Source organism: Legionella rubrilucens (assembly GCF_001468125.1).
In the GTDB taxonomy this organism is placed as follows: domain Bacteria; phylum Pseudomonadota; class Gammaproteobacteria; order Legionellales; family Legionellaceae; genus Legionella_C; species Legionella_C rubrilucens.
Genome location: NZ_LNYT01000022.1, coordinates 531,329 through 554,071 on the forward strand (window position 1 = coordinate 531,329; position 22,743 = coordinate 554,071).

Genomic DNA, 22,743 nt, shown 5'->3' on the forward strand with positions numbered 1-22,743 from the left:
TTATACAACAAGTCTAGCAGTTTTAAGGCAAGGGATTGGTTTGAGAGCGAAAGAGAGCCTCTGCACGAGCAAACTGCACAAGCCGAATGACGGCAGTCAGGCAAACCAGGGCCGTGAAAACCGCCGCTAAGCCATTGAACCAGTGCGGTAGCAGCACCATGGCAATAAAAAAGCAGAATGCTTCGGCCCGTTCCATCAGCCCCGGACTGTAATGAAAGCTTTTATGAGACTCATTCTGGCTGAAAATACCTACCACCAGAAAGCTGGTGATGCACAAGAGCATGCTGCCCAACATCAGAATAATGGCCAAGGCGCGTTCTGGATTGACCCAGTAAAGAGCGAAAACCACCGCGAACTCCACCAGCCGATCCATCATGATATCCAGTACCGATCCCATCGGCGACGACTGGTGCTGATGACGAGCTAGCGATCCGTCCAGCGTATCGCAATAGCCGGAAAGCAGCAACAGTGCAATCGCCAGGGTGTTATAACCCTGGCAAAGTGCAGGGATAAAAGCCAAGCCAAAGCAACCGGAAAGCCAGGTAACAGTCTGCGGTGCGATGCGTTGATTTAAAACCCGAACCAAGGGGTCAACAAGAATGGTTTGGTAATGATGGCGGAGTGTCTGTTCGAGCATCGAATTCCTTTAGCCAGGATGAATACCGTAGTGTAAATAAAAAAAGGAAAGGAAAATACACATGACTAATGGTTAGACAACCTGTACAATGTTGGTTTTTTTTTGTGCCGAAATCATGTGGGAAAAACAAAACTCATTAACCAATGCCTGGAATCCTGAACAGCAGGACAGTTGGCAAGTATTAAAACAGGAAACCATTGCTGCGGCAAAGGCCCTTTTCAAAAAAGGAAAACCTTCCTTTATGACGCTGTACCGCTTTCTTGCCGATGCCAGGCATCAAATCGCGGTTACCCTGCAGCAGGAGTCGCTTGAATACCTGGGTATTCTGCGCGATGAGCACTGCGAATACATTGACACCCCGATCACCCTGCTTCATCCAGGAGCCGGGCGGTATGCCAGTTTTTTCCCCTGCCTGGCGAATCGTTATCAGGCATTAAGCCAATGCCTGCCCTTAGATCATGAAAGCGTGGGTCTTGCTTATCTTCTGTTAGGCGCGAAACAGGAGCAGGATATCAAGGCCGTTAATTATTTAAATCTTGAGCATGATGGCCTGCAATTGACCTGTTTTTACACCGTCACTGGCGTTGAAGGGCAAACACCCATTGGCTGGTATGGATTGGTGCATACACCGCGAACGCAATTGAAGGCCATTTTTGAACGGTTAGAAGGCCTTTACCAGCAGCTTGATGTGGACCACGTTGAGGGCAACGGCAAGGTGTTAAAGGAAATCATCTGGTATTTAGCTCATGCCATGCCCTGCGTCCGCGGCAGTGCGGCTATTCTTGAAATGATGATTCACCTGCTCGCTGAAACATTCGCCATTGAGTTTGATTACCCTGAAAGCGCTGTGCCCATTGATTTGATTGCCTTGTTTACGGTTTCACCCGAGGCCTTCAATGCCAGTTTTCATTTAACGCCCATGGCCGATTTAAAAAAAGAGTTGCGCCAGATCATCCAGGAGGGCAAAAACAGTCCTTTCTTTTGCAGCCAGAACCCTGCTCTGACCGCGGCCAGAAAATTATTGCACTGGATTAATGGCTCGACAGATTCATTCACCCCGAAAGAAATCGCCTGCCTGAACACCCCGGGGTCGCTGTTAAATGAGCGGGTAAGGCATTACCAGTTAAACGGCAGCTTACCGCCGCTCATCGTTTCCAATGATACCGCATTGGTATGCCAGGGTCCCTAAACCGGGGGCCTATTCGCCCGCTGCCAAAGGATAATGCCGAAGGTCACCGCCGCAAGCAGGCTTAAATACACGCCGGGCATGATGAGAAGGCCTGTGTAATGGACCAAGGTAGTGGCCACGAACGCACTGGTTCCTCCAAACAGGGCATTGGCCAGATTATACGTCAGCGACAGGCCGGTGTAGCGAAGGGCCGGCGGGAACAAGGCCATCAGCACCGCAGGGATAACGGCATAACTTAAGGTCACCATCACAGCAAAAAGAATCTGGGAAATGACAATGGCACTGGTTGTTGTGCGGCCAAGCCAGTAATAAAGCGGTGCAGACAGCAGCATGAACGCCAGTGCCCCCATCATCAACACCCGATAGCGGCCAATTTTATCCGCCGCATGGCCGATGATCGGGCAGCAGACAATGATGACGGCCAGCGTTAAGGTATTAATGGTCAGCGTATGGGGCAATTGAATGTGGTAAAAATGATGCAGGTAAGTCGCTAAGTAGAGGAATGACAAATAAAAACCGGTTGACGGCAGCATCACGAGACCAATGGCCTGGATCATGGTGGTGAGATGATTCTTAAACAAATGGGCAAACGTGATCCTCTGCGCCTTTTTGTCAGCCAGCAGTTCGGCAAACACCGGGGATTCCGGCATGTGATGGCGCAGATACAGGCCAATTACCCCAAGAAGCAGACTGAACAGAAAAGGAACCCGCCAGGCCCAGGGGGCGGTAAAGTAATCGGTCACGGCCGCAGTGGCTGAGCCGAGCAGCAAACCGCAAAAGGCCGAGGCCATGGCCAGCGATCCATAATACGTGCCTTTATCTGGAGGCGCATGTTCCAGTAGATAAACAATGGAGCCGGTGAATTCACCGCCTACGGCGAGGCCCTGCAGAAGCCGGCAGACAATTAACAGTAAGGGCGCTGCCATGCCGATTTGTTGATAATCCGGCAGCAGTCCAATGAGGGTGGTGGGAATGGCCATCAGCAGAATCGCCGACGACAGGGCTGTTTTTCGTCCGTAATTATCGCCTATGTAGCCAAAAATGACCGCACCCAGCGGCCGCATGATAAAGCCGACAGCAAAGACGGCATAGGTGGTCAATAAAGCCAGCGTGGCATTATCATTGGGAAAAAACAAGGGGGTAATTGTCGCGGCAAAATAGCCGTAAAGCGCAAAATCATACCATTCCAGAATATTGCCAAGCAGTCCGGGTAACACAATGCGATGCAGGGAAATCGGTTTGTTCATGGCGTTTGGCGGCAAGAATCATTATAGTATGATGCTGGTATTTCTCCTTACGGGTCAATAAGAAAAAACATGTCGAAGGCTTTAATCTGGTTTCGAAGAGACTTACGCTGCCGCGATAACCCGGCCCTGGTCAAAGCTTGCCAGCATGACCATCTTCTGCCTCTCTATCTTCTGGATGAAGAAAACCCTGATTTGGGCGCCGCACAGCACTGGTGGCTGCACCATAGTCTGACATCGCTGCAAAAGCAATTGCAAGGTCAGGGATTAACCCTGCATCTTCGCCGGGGTAACCCACTGCCCCTGCTTCAACAACTGATCCGTGATTTTCAGATTGATCACGTTTACTGGAACCGTTGCTACGAACCAGCGGCCATCGAACGCGATCGCGTCATTAAAGCAGCGCTGCAGGCCATGGGAGTTCATGTTGAAAGCATGAATGGCAGTCTGTTTAACGAGCCCTGGACAGTAAAAACTCAAAGCGAGGGTTATTTTAAAGTCTTCACCCCCTATTGGAAGCAAAGCTTAAAACAAATCAACCTGCCTGTGCCGGCAAGCATTAGCCGCTGGCCAAAGCCGGTGGCTGGGGTGAGCAGTGAGCCGCTTGAAGCCTGGCAATTGCTGCCTTCAAAACCCGATTGGGCCTCGGGATTTAGCGATTTCTGGCAGCCAGGGGAAGAAGGTGCCCTGCAAAAGCTGGGAACCTTTATTGACCAGGGTTTGCAGGGATACAAAGAACGACGCAATCAGCCTGCGCTCGCTCAGTCGACTTCCAGGCTTTCACCGCACCTTCATTTCGGTGAAATAAGTCCCTGGCAAATTGGACGGGCCATTGAGCAGGCACGTACGGATCCCGCCTGCGATGGGGCATCCGTTGACCATTTTCTGTCCGAGTTAGGATGGCGAGAATTTTCCTATCATCTGCTCTACCATTTTCCCGGGTTGCCCGAGCGCAATTTCAAAGACGCGTTCGATGCCTTTGCCTGGAATCATGATCAAAGCGGTTTGAAAGTCTGGCAACAGGGGAAAACCGGCTATCCTCTGGTTGATGCCGGCATGAGGGAGTTATGGCAGACAGGGTACATGCACAATCGGGTGCGCATGATTGCTGCTTCCTTCCTCACCAAGCATTTACTCATTGACTGGCGTTTGGGCGCTGCTTGGTTCTGGACTACGCTGCTGGATGCCGATTTGGCCAATAATTCGGCGAGTTGACAATGGGTGGCTGGCAGCGGCGCGGATGCGGCGCCTTATTTTCGTATTTTTAACCCCGTGCTTCAGGGGGAGAAATTCGATCCGGAGGGGGAATACGTACGCCGCTGGTTGCCAGAGTTAGGCGGCCTTGATAAGCAGTGGATTCATCAACCCTGGAATGCGCCGGCGTTGAAACGGCCAAAGGATTACCCTGAACCGCTGGTGGAACATAACGCAGCGCGAGTTCGGGCTCTTGCCCGCTATAGCCAGTTGAACGCTTAACTGATGATAAAAAACAACACAAAAATCAGAGTGAGGACAACGACCCAGGCATTGATTTTCTGTCGTGTGATTAATTTCAGCACCGTATAAAAAATAATACCGCTGCCTATGCCATCCGCAATGGACGCTGTGAACGGAATCATCATGATGGTCAGCATGCAGGGGGCCGTTTCCGTGAGATCAGAAAGCGTGAGTTCATTGACATGTTTCATCATGCAGCAGGCAACGTACAGCAAGGCAGGACCTACTGCGTAGCTTGGGATCATCTGTGCTAAAGGAAAGAAAAACAGCATCAAAAGAAAACCGACGGCAATGACCATGGCGGTAAGGCCCGTCCGCCCGCCGCTTTCAATACCGGCGGCCGACTCAATGTAAGGGGAGGTGCTCGCGGAACCCAGCACACCAGCCAGTGTTGAAGCGGCCGCATCGGCGGTTAAACTGCGGCTTAACCGTTGCGGATAATCCTTTTCCTCTTTAAACAGCGATTGATTCAGCAAGCCAACCAGGGTGCCGGTCGCATCAAAGACTGCAATGAGAAAAAAGGTAAAGGTCGCTTTGATGGCGGCAATGGATGAAAGGCCTGAAAAATCAAGCGCCAGGAAAGTCGGCTTCATGGAGGGAGGCAAGGCCACAATACCCTGCCAACGCGTGAGTCCGACGAGCAGGCTTAAGAGGCTGATGCCTAGAATGCTGATGATGATGGCCGCAGGGACTTTATAATAATCGAGAATGAGAATCAGCAGAAAGCCAAGAAAGAAAAGCAGGCTTTCCAGGCGCGTGATGTCACCGAGGCGCATCATGGTGTGTTCATCGCTGACAATGATCTGGCTGCTCTTTAAGGCAATGAGCGCAATGAGCAGGCTGATGCCGATGAGAATGGCTATTTGCAGATTTTGCGGAATGGCTTCAAGCAGCAGACGCCTGAGGGGCGTCAGGCTGACAATAAAAAACAAAAGCCCGGATATAAACACCATGGCCAGTGCATGCGGCCAGTCAATGCCCATGCTGAGCACCACGCTGTAGGTGAAATAGATGTTCAATGCCATGCCCGGGGCCACGCCAATGGGGGTGTTGGCCCACCAGCCGGTGAGTGCGCAGGCAAAGGCGGTGACTAAACAGGTGGCAGTGAATACAGCACCCTGATCCATGCCGGCTTCATGCAGAATGGCTGGATTGACAAAGGCAATGTACACCATGGTCAGAAAGGTGGTTATACCGGCAATGACTTCAGTGGTGATCGAAACCGAAGCAACATCCTTTTTGGCTTTTTCCATGGTTTAAGGGTACGTGGGGTAAAACGCAATCGTACACAAGGAACAGAGGGCTTGGCAATGTCAGATGTGGAGATTTAATACGCTGAAAATAATTTCAATGGTAATTAAAACAATAATGATCACTTCCAGGCCATGGGAGTGGCGATTCTCCAGGTAACTGTTAAACATATCAAAAATTTCGTTTAAGGTATCCAGACGATGGTTCAAGGCATTAACCCGCCGTTGAATATGAAGGTAGCGTTCCAGCATGGTGTAGTATTCTTCAAGGGTCGGGTGCTGCCAGAAATACTTGGGATGGTAGAGGAAATTACTGATTAAATTCATTTCAGTAATGGTTCCTAAAATTTCGCCAATCACCTGCCTTATCTGATTGCGGGTGATCCGCATCTGGCCTTTGTTGGAAATGCTTTGGATCATGGGGGTGTATTTCTCAATCAAGGCTTCAATGACCGTTTCAAAATACTGCAATTTGACCGATTGTGAAAAACCATAGGAAAGGCTGAGCTTCAGTTCTTCGTTGTCGCCTTCGATGATCAGGCAATCCACATCAAAAAAATCATGCGGCTCAATGGCGGTTCGGTCGCCGATCTGATAGCTGAACTCATCACGCACACGAAAGGGCACCGGCTTGTCGACAAACAGTTTAATGGTATCGAGGTAATTGCGGATGCGATGGCGTTTAATTCCCCAGGAAACCACCGTCCCGTTTTTAAAGACAAACAGGGTGTAGGTATTGGCGTCAATGGGGCTGAGCCTCAACACATCGCGGGAACGAACGGATGAATAACCCACCAGGGCTGTTTTAAAGTGATGATCCAGACGCGTCAGATCAATGGTATTACCGATACAATAACTTAGGCATTCCATAATAAGGTCTCAAAATGGCAACAGAACCCGTGATTCATGGCGAATCACAGGCTTGCCTGCAAGTATACCGCAAAAGCTTATAAACTACTCGGTCTCCGCCGTTTCTCTGCCGGAATACGCTTTTTTGCGATCGGTAGCGCCGCTTAGCCATTGCGGACAAACTTCAAGAATTTCAGCAATTTTGTCTAATTGCTCCGGAGAAGGCAGCAAGTGTCCAAAGAGCATGGCATTGGCCAAATGGCGGGTCACACCGAACACTTTAGCTACTGCCTTGGTTTTTTCTGTTATATCTTCTGGAAAATCCAACAACGCCAATTCACGATTGAAACGTTGTGAGAATACTTTATTATTCATTCTTCACTCCATGAAATCGTTCTGCCAGCATCCTTAAGACGCTGCCCACTTACCTGTCAATCCTTGATACAGGGTTAATCTGTTATAACTTATTTTTTTTAAGAGGCAAAGTGTTTTTGCCTGAAGGCGGCAATTTTTTCACTATTATCCAAGATGTTGTGTCGCTTAACGTGGTTAATCCAGCAATTGCATCACGTGATTGGAGTATTCAATGCCATCCAGGTAGGCGAAAATGAAACTATCCTGCGGAAAATTGAAATCCCTCAGTTTTTCAAACTCCCCGCGTTCATAAAATTCAACGGCTGACAAAATCTGCCCTAGACCGCCTTTGCGATGCAGCAGGGCTTTATTTAACTCTTCACTTAACGAAATTTTGGCAAGCAGGGTGGGCATGGGTTCATTTAAAATCGCATCTAACGTCGACAACATACCCACAGTATACGCCTGATGCGGTGCGGCAAGCCCTGTTTGCCGGGCGAGCGATTGACACATTTTGGCACGAATCAAGGTTTGTTCGAGCACGCTGTGGGCGACATCATCGAGACTTGAAACGAGTAACAGGCTAATCCAGTCGCGGATTTGAATAAGCCCCAGTTGTTGAATGGCGTCCAGCAGGCTGTCAATCTTTTTTCCTGCGTAAAGGGCAGCGGAATTGGCCAGTCTTAAAATACGGTAGCTTAGTTTGGGAATCTGCAGAATGATTTCTTCCACACGCTCCATGTGAATGTCGGGATTATGCAGTTCGGTGAGCAGGCGCAAAAGATGGGTTTTGTTTTCCGAAATTTTTTCACCGTGGATTAAATCGGGGCGGTTGAAAAAATAACCCTGGAAGAGGTGGAAGCCCAATTCCTGGCAACGGGTAAAATGCTGTCGGGTTTCAATTTTTTCAGCAAGCAGTTTGCCTTTGAATTTTAAATTTTTTAACCGCGTCAGTTGCTCAATGACCTCCGCTTCCGATAAATTCAACACGTCGATTTTGATGACATCCGCAATGGCAATTAAAGGCAGTAACTCGTCTTTATAGACAAAATCATCGAGTGCAAATTTATACCCGCGTTTGGCCAGCGTGAGAACAACCCCGATCAACTCCTCATCCACATAGGTGTCCTCGAGGATTTCAATGACAATTTTATTGCTGGGCAATAATTTGGGGATTTGTTCAATCAGGTGTTTACGTGTGAAATTAATGTAGGCAGGGTAACTGCCAATAATCAATTCCAGATCAAGGTGAGCAAATAAATGTGAAATAACAAAGGAGGTGGCTTTATCGCCCTCCAGGGAATTGGCCGGGCTAAGATTGGCGTGTAGGCTGTCGCCATCACGATACAGCAATTCATAAGCGCATACCGTGCCGGAACTATTAAAAATCTCTTGTCGCGCAAATAAAGTTCCCAGAACTGGCTCCATCAATTTTTTCTACCGCATCTAAGCTAAGTATAATCGACAAATAAAGAGTTTCTATCGGTTTTCAACAAAAAGATTCCATGCCGCCGGGAATTAATTTTCCCGGCTGTAAAAATTCAAATCCAGTTCACGGGCGGCCCGAACATCATCGAGACGTTTAACCGGCATGGTATGCGGTGCGTTTCGTACAAGTTCCGGGTTTCTCTGTGCCTCATCGCGAATAGCCTGCATTGCTGCAATAAAACTGTCGAGTTCAGCACGGCATTCGGTTTCCGTCGGTTCAATTAACAGGCATTCCGGCACCAAAAGCGGGAAATAGGTTGTCGGTGCATGAAAGCCGTAATCAAGCAGGCGTTTAGCGAGATCCATGGCGGTAATGCCATAATTTTTCTTTTCCTGACTTAGGGTTAAGATGAATTCATGACTCGCGCGTCGTCCAGGATAGGCTGCCTGAAATCCTGCTTTGGTTAATGAAGCCAGTAAATAGTTGGCATTCAGGGTCGCCAGATCAGCCACCTCCGACAGGCCTTCCTTACCCAGTATCCGGGTATAAAAATAAGCGCGCAGCAGAATACCGGCATTGCCCATGAAGGTGGAGAGGCGGCCGATGCTTTGCGGGTAATCGGCACGCGTTGCCCAGCGGTATTGATCCTGCTCTTTCATAACAATCGGCAGAGGTAAATAGGGCAGCAAACGCTTGCCTACCGCGACAGGACCTGCACCCGGGCCACCGCCGCCATGCGGGGTTGCAAACGTTTTATGCAGGTTTAAGTGCATGACATCAAAGCCCATATCGCCTGGGCGAACCTTGCCAAGAATGGCGTTAAGATTAGCGCCATCATAGTACAATAACCCGCCGGCCTGGTGGATTATTGCGGCAATGTCTTTAATCTGGCGCATGAACAGTCCGAGCGTCGAGGGGTTGGTTAACATAATTCCGGCCGTGCGCGGACCAACCTTGCTTTTTAATACGTCCAGATCGATATCGCCGTCTTTGGATGTCTCAATTTCAACTACTTTAAAACCGCACATTGCCGCGGAAGCGGGGTTTGTGCCATGGGCTGCTTCAGGAATGAGTATTTCATCCCTTGCCGTATCGCCGCGCGATTGATGGTAAGCTTTAATCATCGCGACCCCGGCAAATTCCCCCTGGGATCCGGCCATTGGGGTTAAGGATACGCCGGGCATGCCGGTAATTTCGGCGATATAGGTTTGCAACTCATGGAGCGCCTGTAAAAATCCCTGGCTGTTTTCTGCCGGTACCAACGGATGGCGATTGTTAAACCCGGGGAGCGTTGCAGCCTTGTGAACCCCACGGGGATTGTATTTCATGGTACAGGACCCAAGCGGATAGAAATGCGTATCGATTGAAAAATTTTTCTGCGACAGGCGCGTGTAGTGCCTGACCACCTGCAATTCGGAACAGGAGGGGAAGCGGGGCAACTGTTTACGTAAAAATCGGGCCGGGATGTCTTGAGCCGGTTGTTGCGGTCCAGGGGCTTGCGCGGTGGCTTGCCGATGCGTTTGCGAACGCTCAAAAATCAACATAATTTTCCCTCCGAATTTTGAATGATCGCCTTTAATTCGTCACGGTGCTTAACGGGCGTAAATTCAATGATTTTATAGTCAGCAATTTCAGCCAGATAATAAGGGTCCTGTCTTAACACCTCTTCCAGGTGTTCCCGGTTTTTTGTGGCAGCGATAATGATGCCGCCGGTGCGGGGTACCATGGGACCTGAAGCCAGCAACAGGCCCTGTTTGTAGTGGTAATCAAGGAATTCGCGATGCGCCTGCAGGTATTTGTCGACTTCGCTAATCGGAGTTTTATACGTCAATTGCACAATAAACATCAGCTGCCTCGCTTACTCAGGATTTGGGTTAACGCCTCTTCATACTGTTTGATTTCCTCAGGAGTACGCATTTCGGTGGCGCAGATTAGCAAGGTGTCCTTCAACGCAGGGTAATGGCTTGCTACGGGATAACCGCCGGCAATTCCCCGCGCATAAAGCGCATGGAGCACGTCATCGATCGGCTGATTGAATTTCAGCAGGACCTCATGGAAGAACGGTGCGGAGAAAACCCGTTCTACCCCAGGGACGCGGCACAGGGAGGCGGCCAGTTCCTGAGTATTCTGATGACAACTTAATGCGACCTGATGAAGTCCATCCGGACCAAGCAGACTCATGTGAATGGTGGCTGCAGTAACCAGCAAGCCCTGATTGGTACAGATATTCGACATGGCCTTGCCGCGACGGATGTGCTGCTCGCGGGCCTGCAAGGTCAGAGTGAAGCCGGTTTTTCCATCCTTATCGACTGTTCTGCCGATAAGGCGTCCAGGCATTTGCCGTACGTAATCCAGGCGGGTGCTGAAAAATCCAAAATAAGGGCCGCCAGAAGCCATGGGCGATCCCATGGGTTGGCCTTCGCCGCAGACGATGTCAACCCCTTTGCTTCCCCATTCGCCCGGTGATTTTAATAAACCCAGCGACACCGGATTGACGCAGGCTATGCTGATGACGTGATGCTCAGCAGCCCAGTCGCACAATTCATCCACTTCTTCCAGGCAACCAAAGAAATTGGGTTGGCTTATCACCAGCGCCGTGATGTCCTCGTGATTGTACTTTTCAACCGCAGCAAGCGGCGTAATCCCCTGCTGGTCGTCAAAAGGCAGAGTAATCACTTCAATGTGCTGATTGCGAACCACCGTTTCCAGGGTTTCACGATAAAAGGGATGAACCGTGCCGGCCACGAGAATACGGTTTGTTTTACTGCGCTTGTTAATGCGTACCGCCATGAGCACGGCTTCTGCCAGGGCTGTTGCCCCGTCATACATGGACGCGTTGGCGACATCCATGCCCGTCAATTCGGCAATCATGGTCTGGTATTCGTACAATAACTGCAGCGTTCCCTGACTGGCTTCGGCCTGGTAGGGGGTGTAGGCGGTTAAAAATTCGCCTCGCGAGGTAATGTCCCAGACGGCGGCGGGGATGTGATGCTCATAACAGCCCGCGCCGATAAAGCAGCAGGCATTGCTGTTTTTAGAGGCCAGGTGATGAGCCTCCCTCAGCATGGCCATCTCGTTCAGCCCCGGAGGAATATTTTTTAACTCCTGATAACGAAGTTCGGCTGGGATTTCATCAAACAGGTTTTCAATACCGGCGTCGCCTATGGTTTTAAGCATCGCCTGAATGTCATCTTGCGTATGCGGTGTATAAGGCATGTTAATGATCCTCGGCTATCTCTTGCTGATATTGTTCGGCATTGAGCAGGTTCTCCAGTTCGGCCGGATTGCTGGCTTTCATTTTGACCAGCCAGCCTGCACCGTAAGGATCGGAATTCACAAGGGCAGGATTGCTGTTCACTTCCTCATTTACGGCAATGACCGTCCCGCTTAAGGGGGCGTAGAAATCCGAAGCGGCTTTTACCGATTCAACTACGCCGAGCTCCTCACCGGCACTGACTTCATCCCCTACTTCGGGTAATTCCACAAACACCATGTCGCCCAGCAACTGTTGGGCATGATCGGTAATGCCCACAATCATTTCTTCGTTATTTTGTTTCAACCACTCATGGGTCTGGGTAAATTTTAAATCGTTCATTCTTCTTCCTTTTTTTAATACAAGCCTTGCCCATGACCTCAGATTGGTTTGCCCTGCTTGATAAAGCGGGGTTTGGTGACCTGGGCGGGAATCAGTTTGCCGCGGATATCCACCATGACCTCATCGCCGGTTTCAACAGGGACACGGGCTAAGGCAATGGATTGTGCCAGCGTAGGGGAATAAGTGCCGCTGGTGATGACGCCGTCGGTGTGGCCATGGACAACGACCCGTTGACCTGGACGCATAATGCCTTTGTCGTTAAGGATAAGGCCGACCATTTTGCGCTTAAGCCCCTGTTGCTTTTGGGATAATAAGGCGCCCATGCCGATAAAATCGCGGTCTTCAGGTTGCCATTTAATGGTCCAGGCAAGGCCGGATTCCAGGGGGGTTGTGGTTTCGTCCATGTCCTGACCGTAAAGCAACATGCCGGCTTCGAGTCTTAGGGTATCGCGTGACGCGAGACCGCAGGGTTTGACGCCGGCCTTCAGTAAGGCGTCCCAGAGCTGGCCGATTTGCCGGGCTGGCAGAACAATTTCCAGGCCGTCTTCACCGGTATAGCCGGTCCGGGCAAAAAAATAATCATCGACATCCACGCATTCAAAGCCGGTTAAGGTGGAGATGGCATCGATTTGCGCAGGCGTTAATACACTCAAGGCCCTGGCAATGGCATTGGGACCCTGCACGGCCAGCATGGCCAGCTCAGGACGCTCAAGCAGGCCGACGGAAAAGCCGCTGCTTTTTTCCCGAATCCATTTTAAATCATGATTGCGGGTGGCTGAATTTAAAATAAGACGGTAATTATCGGATGTGCGTTGATAGACAATGAGATCGTCAATGATTCCACCATGTTCATTGCACATGCAGCTGTAAAGGGCACGGCCGGTGTGCTGCAATTGATCCACGTCATTGGTGAGCAGTCTGCGTAAAAATTGGCGTCCACCGGCGCCAAGCACGTCTACGATGGTCATGTGAGACACATCGAACATGCCGGCGTCATTGCGTACCGCGTGATGCTCGTCGAGTTGCGAGCCATAATGCAGCGGCATGTCCCAACCATGAAAATCAACCATTCTGGCGCCTAAAGACAGGTGCGCGGCGTGCAGCGGCGTCTTTGCGATCATAGTGACTCCTTCCTTTTCTCGCACGGGGTGCGAATGATTATACTCAGTTCAGTTTTGGTAACAAGAGGTACAGCCAATGAACATGGACAGGGAAAAGACCCTTTTTCCCTGTTGCAGCATGACCAACAGCCCTTAAATCTAGTATAGCCAAGCCAATGGGCTATTGTTTACCGAATAATTCAGCGGCTCGACGTCTGACTTCGTCTTCAGAAAGGTCCTCCACATGCGTGGCGACATACCAGGTGTGGCCGAATGGATCTTTAAACGCCCCGCTGCGATCGCCGTAAAATTGATCCGCTGCTTCACGGGAGAGCGTGGCGCCGGCCTTGATCGCCTCGCCCAGGGTAGCATCCACGTTATGGACATAGACATGAATCCCGACAGGGGAGCCACCGTAATTGTCCGGCGCATGAATTTCCATCTCCGGGCACTCATCGGCCAGCATGATTTTAGAATCGCCGATTTTAAGTTCGGCATGGCCGACCTTGCCGTCGGGATTATCCATACACATCACTTCTACCGCGCCAAAAACCTGCTTGTAAAAATCAATGGCCTGGCTTGCATTGTTGACAATGAGGTAGGGGGTAATGGTGCTGTATCCTTCCGGTGCAGCGGATGCTTGATTCGTCATAATTCTCTCCGTGATATCTATATTATGTTGGGTAAAGCAGGGATGACAGAATGCGAATAATTGGCGTAAAATTAAACATAAGGACACGACTGACAGCGATCATGTTTAATCCAAATCAATTCATCATGGTTTTAATCTGCGCCTTGCTATTATGGCTGGTGAATGGCTATGTTGTCATTGCCCCCTTGATTAATTTATTGTTTAACATGTTTCTTTTAGCCCTGCTGGTTCTTTACATCATGCAGTTTCTAGGGGTAATCCGCGATTGGCTGCCTGCCCCCAGGCTCTTTAAATAGCGCATTAACAGGCCATTGCCGCGACATCCGTGAACGCGATTTAACGAACCGTTTCATTCAGTCTCTGGATGCCATGGAATATTTTCTGTAAGCCCTCTACACTGATTATAAAAGAAAAAGAAGGAGAGGGATATGTACAGAGGATGGAGTCTGGTCTTGTTCATGGCGATGAGCCCATTGGTTTTGGCTGAGAATGATTTAGGACAAAAAACGTACGAGGCTGCCTGTCAGAACTGTCATGCGCCGAATCTTGCAGGGGGTGTTAAAGCACCGGCTGCTTTTGATGAAAAAGCCTGGGGCACTGTGTTTGAACGCGCGGCTGTCAAAGCGAAAGAAAACCCTTCACAATTTAAAACCCCGATGGATTACCTGCTTTACAATGTTAAAATTGGTAAGGGATTAATGCATCACAATGGGTTATGCAATGAATCGGTGACCACAAACTGTTCCGATGACGCGTTGACGCAAGCGATTTTGTACATGAGCAAAAAGCACTGATTCATTCGCTTAAGGGAGAAAGCCTGCATGACTGAAGAAATCACCACGCGCTCATGGGGAAGCCGTCTTAAAGACGCACTGGTTGGTATTTTAATTGGTTTTGTGCTGATTGCGGCAGCCATTGCACTGTCTTTCTGGAATGAAAGGCATAGCCTGCACACAGCCCAGTCGCTTGAGCAGGCGCAAAAGGTACTGGTTTCAGTACCCAATGCTCCCATAGATGAAAAGAATAACATGAAAGTGGTTTATTTAAGCGGTGAGGCGACGACGAAAGACAAGCTGACGGATTCGGTTCTGGGCATAACGGTAACGGCGATAGGCCTCAACCGCCAGGTGGAGATGTACCAATGGCAGGAAAAAACAGAAACCCGTACCGAGTCGCAGATGGGCGGTTCGGAGCGAACGATCAAGACCTACACCTATAATAAGACCTGGTCAGACAGCGTCATTGACAGCAGCCGCTTTAAAGAGCCGCAGGGGCATCAAAACCCCTCTTCCATGCCCATTCCATCGCAGCAACAATACGCCGGCGATGTTAAGGTGGGGGATTTTTCCTTGCCGGAATCGTTGATTACCAAAATCGACATCAGCAAGCCCATTGATTTACAACAGGTGAATGTCGATGCCCTGAAAAACCGGTACAACAAACCGGTCTATGTCAACGGTGACCAGCTTTATCTCGGGCAGGATCCACAAAATCCCCAGCCCGGCGATTTACGCATTAATCTCAATGCGGTTTACCCGCAGTCAGTCAGTATTGTGGCTCAACAAACGGGCAACACGCTGCAGGGTTATCTGGCGCCTGCCGGTGAAACCGTGTTGTTGCTGGAAACCGGACAGCAATCCCCTGAGCAGATGTTTAAGCAGGCGCAATCAGAAAATACTCTGCTGGCCTGGCTTCTTCGCGGTGTTACACTGCTCATGTTGATTGGCGGTTTTTCGCTGATTTTAAATCCGCTGGTGGTTTTAGCGGATGTGTTGCCCTTTTTGGGCACATTGGTTGGTTTTGGTACGGGTTTTGTGGCCTTTCTGCTCGGACTTTCAGTGTGGATTCTCGTCACCGCCATCGCCTGGTTTGCGACACGGCCCTGGCTGTCGGTGGGTTTGATTGCCTTGCTTGTGGTTGGTGGTTTCCTACTCATTAAAGCAAGGGCCAAAAAAGCGGCCATCGTGTCTGCACCCTCTCCCGAAGGGTCGCAGGCGCCATAAATTAAGGAAAACAATGGGTGTGTTGGGACATGCGGTTCTTGATCTGATCTGGTTGCTTTTCCTGCTGGGTATGCTCTTTTATTTCTGGCAGGAAAGACGTCATCTGAAGAAGAGCCTTCAATGGCCGCAAACCATCGGTCAGATTACTCAGTTTAACTGGACGAAAGAAGGCCATCAGCTGTGGCCGAAAATCACCTATGCCTATTGGGTAAACGAGCGGGAATACATTGGGGAATCCCTGCTGTTGAAAAGCGCACACACCACCTTTTCCAGTGTACATGCCCGCAAAGTCGCCTATCGGGCAGCCATGGCTTTCGAGCGTAATGAAACCGTCGAGGTTTATTACAATCCTGAGGCTCCCGAGCAGGCTGTTCTTGACATCGAAATGCCGAAGAAACTGAATGTTATCATTCTGCTGCTGTTGTTTTTTATTGCACTCCATTTGACGATTGTGGGCTATCGCTGGCTGAGTTAACCTCCTCTTCCATGTCGCACCGGCAGGCTGGCTTTTTAATTTTAGCCTGCAGGGTATTGATGGCTAATCCCCTGATCCCCTGCCCTGAGGGGGCCTGACTGAAGGTGATGCTGACTTCCAGGGTTTGCTTCTGTTGATACTGGGGATTTTTATACACCACCAGCAGCAGCATCACGGCTTGCCATTGCTGATCGCTGATGGCTTTAACGGTGGGCGGCGCCAAAGCCACTGAAGTGACAAAATAGGCATTTTTCTGCACGGCCTCCGGCAAACCCGAGGCATTGAGCGCGGCACTGTACTGCGTCCATCCCTGCGCGCTGAAATATTTGGCAATGGCGCGCTGCTGATTCAGGTAATTTTTATAATCATAGGTATAGGTGGCTACAATGGCTTCATTGGCCCAGACGGACAATTGCGTCTGATCAGGTATGGCCCCCTGTGACGTCAGCGGCAATAACAATAGTACGAACAGCCAGAACGGGGCAATACGCGGCATGATTTATCCTTAACATGAAGAATTTCATATGACTAACGAGGAGTATAGACAGGTTTTAAAAGCAAAAAAACCCCGGTAAAAATACCGGGGAAGTTATTGCGCTCAGAGAGCGCATTCCCGCAAAAGAGGGCAATGCGGGAATGAGCATTCGGGGAAATGCTCACTGGGTTAGACACGGCCTTTCAGCAAAAGTTCCCGAAAATAAAAAATACTTCTCCTAAATAAGCAGGATGAGAAAGGCTTTGATCTACCTATTTGTTAAATAAGGAAAATTTATGGTAGATTAAAAATCCTATTATCACAGGGAGGAGAGAATGAAATACTTATTATTGGGTTTGGGAGCGCTGACTACCATTTCAACGGCCACTGCGTATTCTACCCCTCCTCCGACCACCATTCAGCCCATCGCCTGCATTACCTCTCAATTCACTGCCACAGGCAACGAACATTGGAAATCCATTAACTTAAAATTAACCAACAGTTGCGGGCAGGCGGTTGATTTTCAAAACTCAACGGTCACATTTCAGACGACCACCGCGCTCAATACCTCTTTCTGGGGCGATTTCGGGCCTTTGTCTTATCCTGACAACACCTTGAATATCAGCTCCCAGCCGCAACCAGGCGGCAATTACCTGGCTACATTGACCCTGCACTTCCCCACCTTCCCTGGCGCCAAAAGCCAACTCCCCGCCGGCAGCTCAATTACCATTCAATACGGTGATTTTACCGACAGTCACGTTGAAGGCACGGTGAATGTGTATTCGGGCACAGCGGTGAATACTGGAAGCCTGCAGTTAACTAACAGCGCGGCAAAACCGGCGAATGTGGTTGACAATTATGCGCTGGTTCATGTGACCTTAAACGGGCAGCCTGTCAGGGATGTGCAACTTCCCTGGAACGGTACGCAATTAATCAGCGGCCTTGCTGCCGGCTCCTATGGACTCTCTGCTGAAACAGTCACCGGCACCGACGGACATGTTTATCAGGGTACGGCTGTTCCGAGCACGGTCGCCATTACGGCTAACCAGACAGCCAATGCGACAATCAGCTACGCGCTGGTACCGCAGACTGGAAAAATTGCCATCAATCTGCAAGCGCTGCCGGCTGAATTGACAGGTTATACGGAAAATCCTTCGGTATTACTGACCAATACGCAAACCGGCGCCTCGCAAGCGCAAACCGTGACCTGGGGAAATTCGGCGACGGTAACGCAATTGAAGAATGGTGCGTCCTACCAGTTTTCAACAGCACCCATTTCGTTCAACAATACCCAGTGCCAGCCTGTCTTTACGCCGGCTTCTGTCATTGCCAGCGAAACCACTGTTCCAACCACCAGCCTCACCTATCAATGCGTTCAGGTGGTACAGGATTCAGTGACCTTGAATGTCCAGGGGGCGCCTGCTTCATTAACCACACTGACGATTACGTTTACCCCCAATAACCAATCCGCACCGATTGTGCAGACAGTGGATTTGGTGAACGGCAGTGGCTCTTCGGTGGTGTCTTTAATTGATGGCGTCATTTACACGGTATCCGGTCAGGCAGTATCCGGTTACACCTTAAGTTTCTCACCCCAGCCTCTGACAGCCACGGCGAATGCCATTGAAACCGTGACCTTAACGGCTAACCCTGTCAGTAATGGGCGCATCATCGGCTATCTGCCAGGCTGGAAAACGCCGCCGACTGCGCAGGCGCTTGCCGATGCGGGTTATACCCACATGATGGTGGCTTTCGGAGTGTTCAGCACCAGTAATCCGGGCCAGATTACACCGGCGTTTGATACGGTAACCAAGCCCTATATCCAGTCGCTGCATCAGAAAGGCATCAAGGTCATTCTGTCCTTGGGTGGTGCGTTGACCAGCCTGCCGAATACGACAGTGGATTTCCATCAGGCTTTAACGGCGGCCGCGTCACCGGATGCGTTCAAACAAACCTTCATGTCGTCGCTTCGCGGCTTGATGGACGAGTACGGGTTTGACGGCTTTGATATCGACATCGAGCATGGGTTGAATGGCGGCGGCACGTTTGCCAACCCGCAGGGCGACATCGCCGTCTTAGCCAGCATCATCAATACCATGTACAGCCAGAATCCTAATCTGCTGATTACCATGGCGCCGCAAACGGCCAATGTCGCGGCAACCAGCGGGTTTGATGGGGTCTGGGGTAATTATGCTTCGCTCATTATGCAGACACATGATGCCTTAGCCTGGGTTGGTATTCAGCTTTACAATACCGGCTGCATGTTCGGCATTGACATGGTTTGCTACGGTCCCACGCCAACCAGCAATCCCGATTTCAGTGTCGCGATGGCTACCGATCTGCTGGAAAACTGGCCGGCACAATTACCGAATGGCAGCAACACAGGGTTTCAGCCCTACATCAGCCACCTCAATCCCTCGCAGGTGGTCATTGGTTATCTGGCCGCCAATGCCAATGGCAGCGGTGACGGCTCGCCGGTTATACCGACAAGCACCATCAAGCGCGCCATTGAGTGCCTGAAAACCGCAACGGCCGGCAGCAGCAGTTGCGGCTCGTATGTTCCTCCCCGCGCCTATGGCAATATTGGGGGCGTGTTCAACTGGGAAGTGACGTTTGATCAAAGTAACAATTTCCGGTTTGCCACGGACCTCAGAAATTGCGTCATCAATGGTGTATGTAACTGATGTAAGCAGGCGCCTCGCTGAGGCGCCTGTCTCTTTACTTAATTCATAACAGGATAAAGAATGAAAAAATTAATAGGAAGTTTTGGTCTTGCAGTGGCCAGTTTTTCACTGTTCGCGCATGGGTCGCTGGAAACGCCCATTTCCAGAACCTATCAATGCTACAAGGAAGGTCCGGAAAGCCCGAAGTCCGCTGCCTGTAAGGCGGCTGTGCAGGTAGGCGGTACGCAGCCTTTGTACAACTGGCATGAGGTGAACCAGGGGGCGGCCAATGATCAGCACCGTGAATTGATCGCCGATGGACAGTTATGTGCTGGCGGCAGGGATTTTTTTAAAGGATTTAATTTAGCGCGCAGCGATTGGACCACCTCCGTAGTGCATCCTGACGCCAACGGTCATTTTCAATTCGTTTTCGTAGCGACAGCACCTCATAAGACCAAGTATTTCAAATTTTACGCCACCAAAGACGGCTATGATTTCAATACGCCGCTGAAATGGTCTGATCTTGAAGCCAGCCCGTTTTGTACGATCACCAGCGTGACCCTGGCCAATGGCCGCTACCAAATGGATTGTCCTTTGCCTGCCAACATGACAGGAAAACGTATTTTTTACATGATCTGGCAGCGTGAAGACAGTCCTGAAGCGTTTTATGGATGCAGCGATGTTTTCATTGATGGCGCAGCGCAGGCGCCAACCTGGCATGAACTTGAGAACTTTTATGGCACTGGCGACATTGCGGTGAATACCAAAGTCACTTTACGGGTTTTTAAACACGAAGTGGAAGTGGAAAGCAACAGCATTACTGTCAATGACAGCAACCACACTGGGACGCAGTGGCCGTTAGCCTTAGGGACGGTGGTCAATAATTCATCTACCCTGGTGCGTATTGGTCAGCTCGACCCGGAAAGCGGGCAGGTGGTGCTGGCAGCCAATCAGGCCAATAAAATTTATCTCAGCGATGCCGATACGGGCAGCTACCACGTGATGGTTGATTTTACCGAGCCTTCCACCAGTTCGGATTTGGTCTACCCGGACGGAATCAGCACGTACACGGCCGGTACCATTGTTTTAGGCCGTCTTGATCACAAACGCTATCAGTGCAAACCCTGGCCTTATTCCGGCTGGTGCACGCAGTCAGCCGCCTATTATGAGCCGGGTGTAGGTCTTGCCTGGTCTCAAGCCTGGACCTTACTGGGTTAGTCCGACAATCCCCGCCCTGGCGGGGATTTTTTTTGAAAGTCCTGCACCCATGCTCAGGGGTTTATGAGATTTTTGGCATTTATGCTATTTTATAGCTTGCAGGATAGGGAGAATCGGTTTTTGTATTCAGCAATTTCACCAGGCTGTCTTGTCGTTGAGCATGTCGTTTCATGCCCTGAGACAGCCTCGCAAAATTGCCAGATCATAAATTGACAGTCTCATTCCGATCCGAGGGACAATAACAATAGAAGGACGTGACGGTTTGGTTTTTTTAATCCCGACCAAGACCTGTGTATCCGCTAAACAAGCGTCATTTAATTGATTATTAATCTCAGGCAGTACTGATGAGGTTATCAATCGGGGGAGACTTCGTGCGCAATAGTCGTTTTTATTTTGCCAATCGCGAAAACGTCAGCCGGTTTTTTAACCGCTGGGATTTTTTTCTGCTGATTCTCATTTTCTCCGTGATTTATTTTTTAAGCTGGGCCGGTCAGCAGATGGCGAGTCCTTATCAGTTGGGCGATCCCCTGCCTATCTCGCTTGCACCGCAGAAATTGCCATTTTATGCTTTGCGTACAGTATTGCGCATGTTCATTGCTCTGATTCTATCGATTATCTTTACCTTTATAGTGGGGGCTTTAGCGGCTAAAAACCGGCGTGCGGAAAAAGTCATTGTTCCTGCGATTGATATTTTGCAGGCGGTGCCGGTATTGAGTTTCTTATCGATTACGGTTACCGGATTCATCCGGTTGTTTCCCAACAGCCTTTTAGGACCGGAGTGTGCGTCGATTTTTGTCATTTTTACCGCCCAGGTGTGGAATATGACCTTTGGATTTTACCAGTCGCTTAAAACCCTGCCGCATGACTTAAAGGAAGCCGCTGCCATGTTTCAATTGTCCGCCTGGCAGCGTTTCTGGAAAGTGGAAGTTCCCTTTTCCATGTCCGGGTTAATATGGAATATGATGATGTCGATGTCGGCAAGCTGGTTTTTCGTGGTTTTGTCTGAAGCGATTGCGGTGGCGCATCAGGATATTCGCTTGCCAGGCGTCGGTTCTTACATCGCCTTGGCCATTGAACGCCGTGATTTGCATGCCGTAGGCTATGCCATCCTGACCATGGTCATTGTTATTTTTCTTTATGACCAGGTGTTATTCAGACCCCTGATTGCCTGGTCGGAAAAATTTAAGATGGAACAATCGCCTGATGAAGAAGAGTATCAGTCCTGGCTGGTTGACTTAATCCGCCGCAGCCGCCTGATGAAGCGGGTTGGCCGGGGAATTGCCATCGTCAAAGACAATTTTGTCAATGCCCGCTGGTTTAGCCGGTTAGGCCCGAAAGCCATTAAAGAAATTGACTACCGACGTCAGAGACACCTGGACTGGATATGGAATACCCTGCTCACCCTGGCCATTGTGGCCGGCGGGTGGTTCCTGCTGCGCTTTATTCTGGCTAAACTGCATTTAAGCGATGTGGCCCATGTCTTTCTGCTTGGGGCCGCGACCGGTACGCGAGTGATTGTTCTGATTGTTTTCAGTTCCCTGCTATGGATTCCTGTCGGCGTGTGGATTGGTCTTCGACCGCGCCTTGCTCAGAAAATTCAACCGGTTATCCAGTTTGCTGCCGCGTTCCCTGCCAATTTGTTCTACCCGTTGTTTGTGATTGCCATCGTTCAATTCCATTTAAACGTTGAGATTTGGGTCACACCTTTGATGATTTTGGGGACACAATGGTATATTTTATTTAATGTGATTGCCGGTGCCTCCTCCATCCCGCGCGATTTATACCTGGCTGCGGATAATTTTGGATTAAAAGGATGGCCCTGGTGGAAGCGTCTGGCCTTGCCCGGTATTTTCCCTTTTTACATTACCGGCGCCATTACCGCAGCAGGCGGCGCCTGGAACGCCAGCATTGTGGCTGAGTGGCTGAGTTGGGGAAATACCACCCTGCGTGCCACCGGCCTTGGCGAATACATTCAGGCCAGTACCATTGCCGGGGATTTCCCCCGTATTGCGTTAGGAACCATGATGATGTGTGCTTATGTACTGGCGTTTAATCAATTAATCTGGCGACCTCTCTACCGGCTGGCGGAAGAGCGCTTTAATTTCAACTGAGG

At 50.1% G+C, this 22,743-nt stretch carries 21 protein-coding genes and 1 pseudogene; 9 read left to right on the forward strand and 13 right to left on the reverse strand.

Translation table 11 applies throughout. From position 1 onward, the window contains the following. Positions 1 to 22: 22 nt before the first annotated feature. A complete protein-coding gene (locus tag Lrub_RS14195; protein ID WP_058532747.1) occupies positions 23 to 637 on the reverse strand; it encodes a CDP-alcohol phosphatidyltransferase family protein in 615 nt (204 codons plus the stop codon). A gap of 88 nt (positions 638 to 725) precedes the next feature. Here Lrub_RS14195 and Lrub_RS14200 point away from each other — a divergent pair, with 88 nt between their 5' ends. Beyond that, complete coding sequence (locus Lrub_RS14200; protein ID WP_058532748.1) at positions 726 to 1,826, forward strand: hypothetical protein; 1,101 nt, start codon at positions 726 to 728, stop codon at positions 1,824 to 1,826. Here the strand turns inward: Lrub_RS14200 and Lrub_RS14205 are convergent. Next, complete coding sequence (locus Lrub_RS14205; RefSeq protein ID WP_058532749.1) at positions 1,823 to 3,073, reverse strand: MFS transporter; 1,251 nt, start codon at positions 3,071 to 3,073, stop codon at positions 1,823 to 1,825. The two genes, Lrub_RS14200 and Lrub_RS14205, sit on opposite strands and share 4 nt — an antisense overlap. A gap of 69 nt (positions 3,074 to 3,142) precedes the next feature. On the opposite strand from Lrub_RS14205, the pseudogene Lrub_RS14210 reads away from it, so the two are divergent. Beyond that, a pseudogene (locus Lrub_RS14210) lies at positions 3,143 to 4,546 on the forward strand (cryptochrome/photolyase family protein). On the opposite strand, the gene Lrub_RS14215 reads toward Lrub_RS14210, so the two are convergent. From Lrub_RS14215 to Lrub_RS14260, 10 genes are all read right to left on the reverse strand, one after another. After that, the gene (locus tag Lrub_RS14215) at positions 4,543 to 5,820 is read right to left on the reverse strand and encodes an NCS2 family permease (protein WP_058532750.1); all 1,278 of its coding nucleotides are present in this window, start codon (positions 5,818 to 5,820) and stop codon (positions 4,543 to 4,545) included. The pseudogene Lrub_RS14210 and the gene Lrub_RS14215 sit on opposite strands and share 4 nt — an antisense overlap. A gap of 60 nt (positions 5,821 to 5,880) precedes the next feature. Beyond that, positions 5,881 to 6,687 carry an RMD1 family protein gene (locus tag Lrub_RS14220; protein WP_058532751.1) on the reverse strand — a complete coding sequence of 269 codons (807 nt, stop codon included), beginning with the start codon at positions 6,685 to 6,687 and terminating at the stop codon, positions 5,881 to 5,883. Between the two features lie 84 nt (positions 6,688 to 6,771). After that, a complete protein-coding gene (locus tag Lrub_RS14225) occupies positions 6,772 to 7,041 on the reverse strand; it encodes a hypothetical protein (RefSeq protein WP_058532752.1) in 270 nt (89 codons plus the stop codon). Positions 7,042 to 7,215: 174 nt separating this feature from the next. Continuing rightward, positions 7,216 to 8,448, reverse strand: a complete 1,233-nt coding sequence (locus Lrub_RS14230) for an EAL and HDOD domain-containing protein (protein WP_058532753.1) — start codon at positions 8,446 to 8,448, stop codon at positions 7,216 to 7,218. Positions 8,449 to 8,538: 90 nt separating this feature from the next. Next, positions 8,539 to 9,993, reverse strand: coding sequence for an aminomethyl-transferring glycine dehydrogenase subunit GcvPB (gene gcvPB / locus Lrub_RS14235; protein WP_058532754.1), 1,455 nt, complete (start codon positions 9,991 to 9,993; stop codon positions 8,539 to 8,541). Continuing rightward, positions 9,987 to 10,295: a YciI family protein gene (locus Lrub_RS14240; protein ID WP_058532755.1), complete on the reverse strand. Its 309-nt coding sequence runs from the start codon at positions 10,293 to 10,295 to the stop codon at positions 9,987 to 9,989. The genes gcvPB and Lrub_RS14240 overlap by 7 nt, the downstream gene beginning before the upstream one ends. Beyond that, positions 10,295 to 11,665 (reverse strand): aminomethyl-transferring glycine dehydrogenase subunit GcvPA, encoded by a 1,371-nt coding sequence (gene gcvPA, locus Lrub_RS14245; RefSeq protein WP_058532756.1) that lies wholly within the window; start codon positions 11,663 to 11,665, stop codon positions 10,295 to 10,297. The genes Lrub_RS14240 and gcvPA overlap by 1 nt, the downstream gene beginning before the upstream one ends. 1 nt (position 11,666) lies before the next feature. Next, positions 11,667 to 12,044 carry a glycine cleavage system protein GcvH gene (gene gcvH, locus Lrub_RS14250; protein ID WP_058532757.1) on the reverse strand — a complete coding sequence of 126 codons (378 nt, stop codon included), beginning with the start codon at positions 12,042 to 12,044 and terminating at the stop codon, positions 11,667 to 11,669. A 38-nt stretch (positions 12,045 to 12,082) separates the two neighbouring features. Then, complete coding sequence (gene gcvT, locus Lrub_RS14255; RefSeq protein ID WP_058532758.1) at positions 12,083 to 13,165, reverse strand: glycine cleavage system aminomethyltransferase GcvT; 1,083 nt, start codon at positions 13,163 to 13,165, stop codon at positions 12,083 to 12,085. Positions 13,166 to 13,325: 160 nt separating this feature from the next. Continuing rightward, positions 13,326 to 13,796: a VOC family protein gene (locus tag Lrub_RS14260; protein WP_058532759.1), complete on the reverse strand. Its 471-nt coding sequence runs from the start codon at positions 13,794 to 13,796 to the stop codon at positions 13,326 to 13,328. Between the two features lie 101 nt (positions 13,797 to 13,897). On the opposite strand from Lrub_RS14260, the gene Lrub_RS14265 reads away from it, so the two are divergent. The 4 genes from Lrub_RS14265 (at position 13,898) to Lrub_RS14280 (ending at position 16,274) form a co-directional block, all read left to right on the forward strand. Continuing rightward, positions 13,898 to 14,092, forward strand: coding sequence for a hypothetical protein (locus Lrub_RS14265; protein ID WP_058532760.1), 195 nt, complete (start codon positions 13,898 to 13,900; stop codon positions 14,090 to 14,092). A gap of 132 nt (positions 14,093 to 14,224) precedes the next feature. Beyond that, complete coding sequence (locus tag Lrub_RS14270; protein WP_058532761.1) at positions 14,225 to 14,590, forward strand: c-type cytochrome; 366 nt, start codon at positions 14,225 to 14,227, stop codon at positions 14,588 to 14,590. 27 nt (positions 14,591 to 14,617) lie between these two features. Then, positions 14,618 to 15,799: a TMEM43 family protein gene (locus Lrub_RS14275; RefSeq protein WP_058532762.1), complete on the forward strand. Its 1,182-nt coding sequence runs from the start codon at positions 14,618 to 14,620 to the stop codon at positions 15,797 to 15,799. Between the two features lie 13 nt (positions 15,800 to 15,812). Continuing rightward, positions 15,813 to 16,274 carry a DUF3592 domain-containing protein gene (locus Lrub_RS14280; RefSeq protein ID WP_065235778.1) on the forward strand — a complete coding sequence of 154 codons (462 nt, stop codon included), beginning with the start codon at positions 15,813 to 15,815 and terminating at the stop codon, positions 16,272 to 16,274. Here the strand turns inward: Lrub_RS14280 and Lrub_RS14285 are convergent. Next, positions 16,228 to 16,770, reverse strand: coding sequence for a DotI/IcmL family type IV secretion protein (locus tag Lrub_RS14285; RefSeq protein WP_058532763.1), 543 nt, complete (start codon positions 16,768 to 16,770; stop codon positions 16,228 to 16,230). The genes Lrub_RS14280 and Lrub_RS14285 overlap by 47 nt on opposite strands. 314 nt (positions 16,771 to 17,084) lie before the next feature. On the opposite strand from Lrub_RS14285, the gene Lrub_RS14290 reads away from it, so the two are divergent. From Lrub_RS14290 to Lrub_RS14300, 3 genes are all read left to right on the forward strand, one after another. Beyond that, complete coding sequence (locus Lrub_RS14290; RefSeq protein WP_058532764.1) at positions 17,085 to 19,433, forward strand: glycosyl hydrolase family 18 protein; 2,349 nt, start codon at positions 17,085 to 17,087, stop codon at positions 19,431 to 19,433. Positions 19,434 to 19,493: 60 nt separating this feature from the next. Next, positions 19,494 to 20,630, forward strand: a complete 1,137-nt coding sequence (locus Lrub_RS14295) for a lytic polysaccharide monooxygenase (RefSeq protein WP_058532765.1) — start codon at positions 19,494 to 19,496, stop codon at positions 20,628 to 20,630. A 371-nt stretch (positions 20,631 to 21,001) separates the two neighbouring features. After that, complete coding sequence (locus Lrub_RS14300) at positions 21,002 to 22,741, forward strand: ABC transporter permease (protein ID WP_058532826.1); 1,740 nt, start codon at positions 21,002 to 21,004, stop codon at positions 22,739 to 22,741. Positions 22,742 to 22,743: the final 2 nt, after the last annotated feature.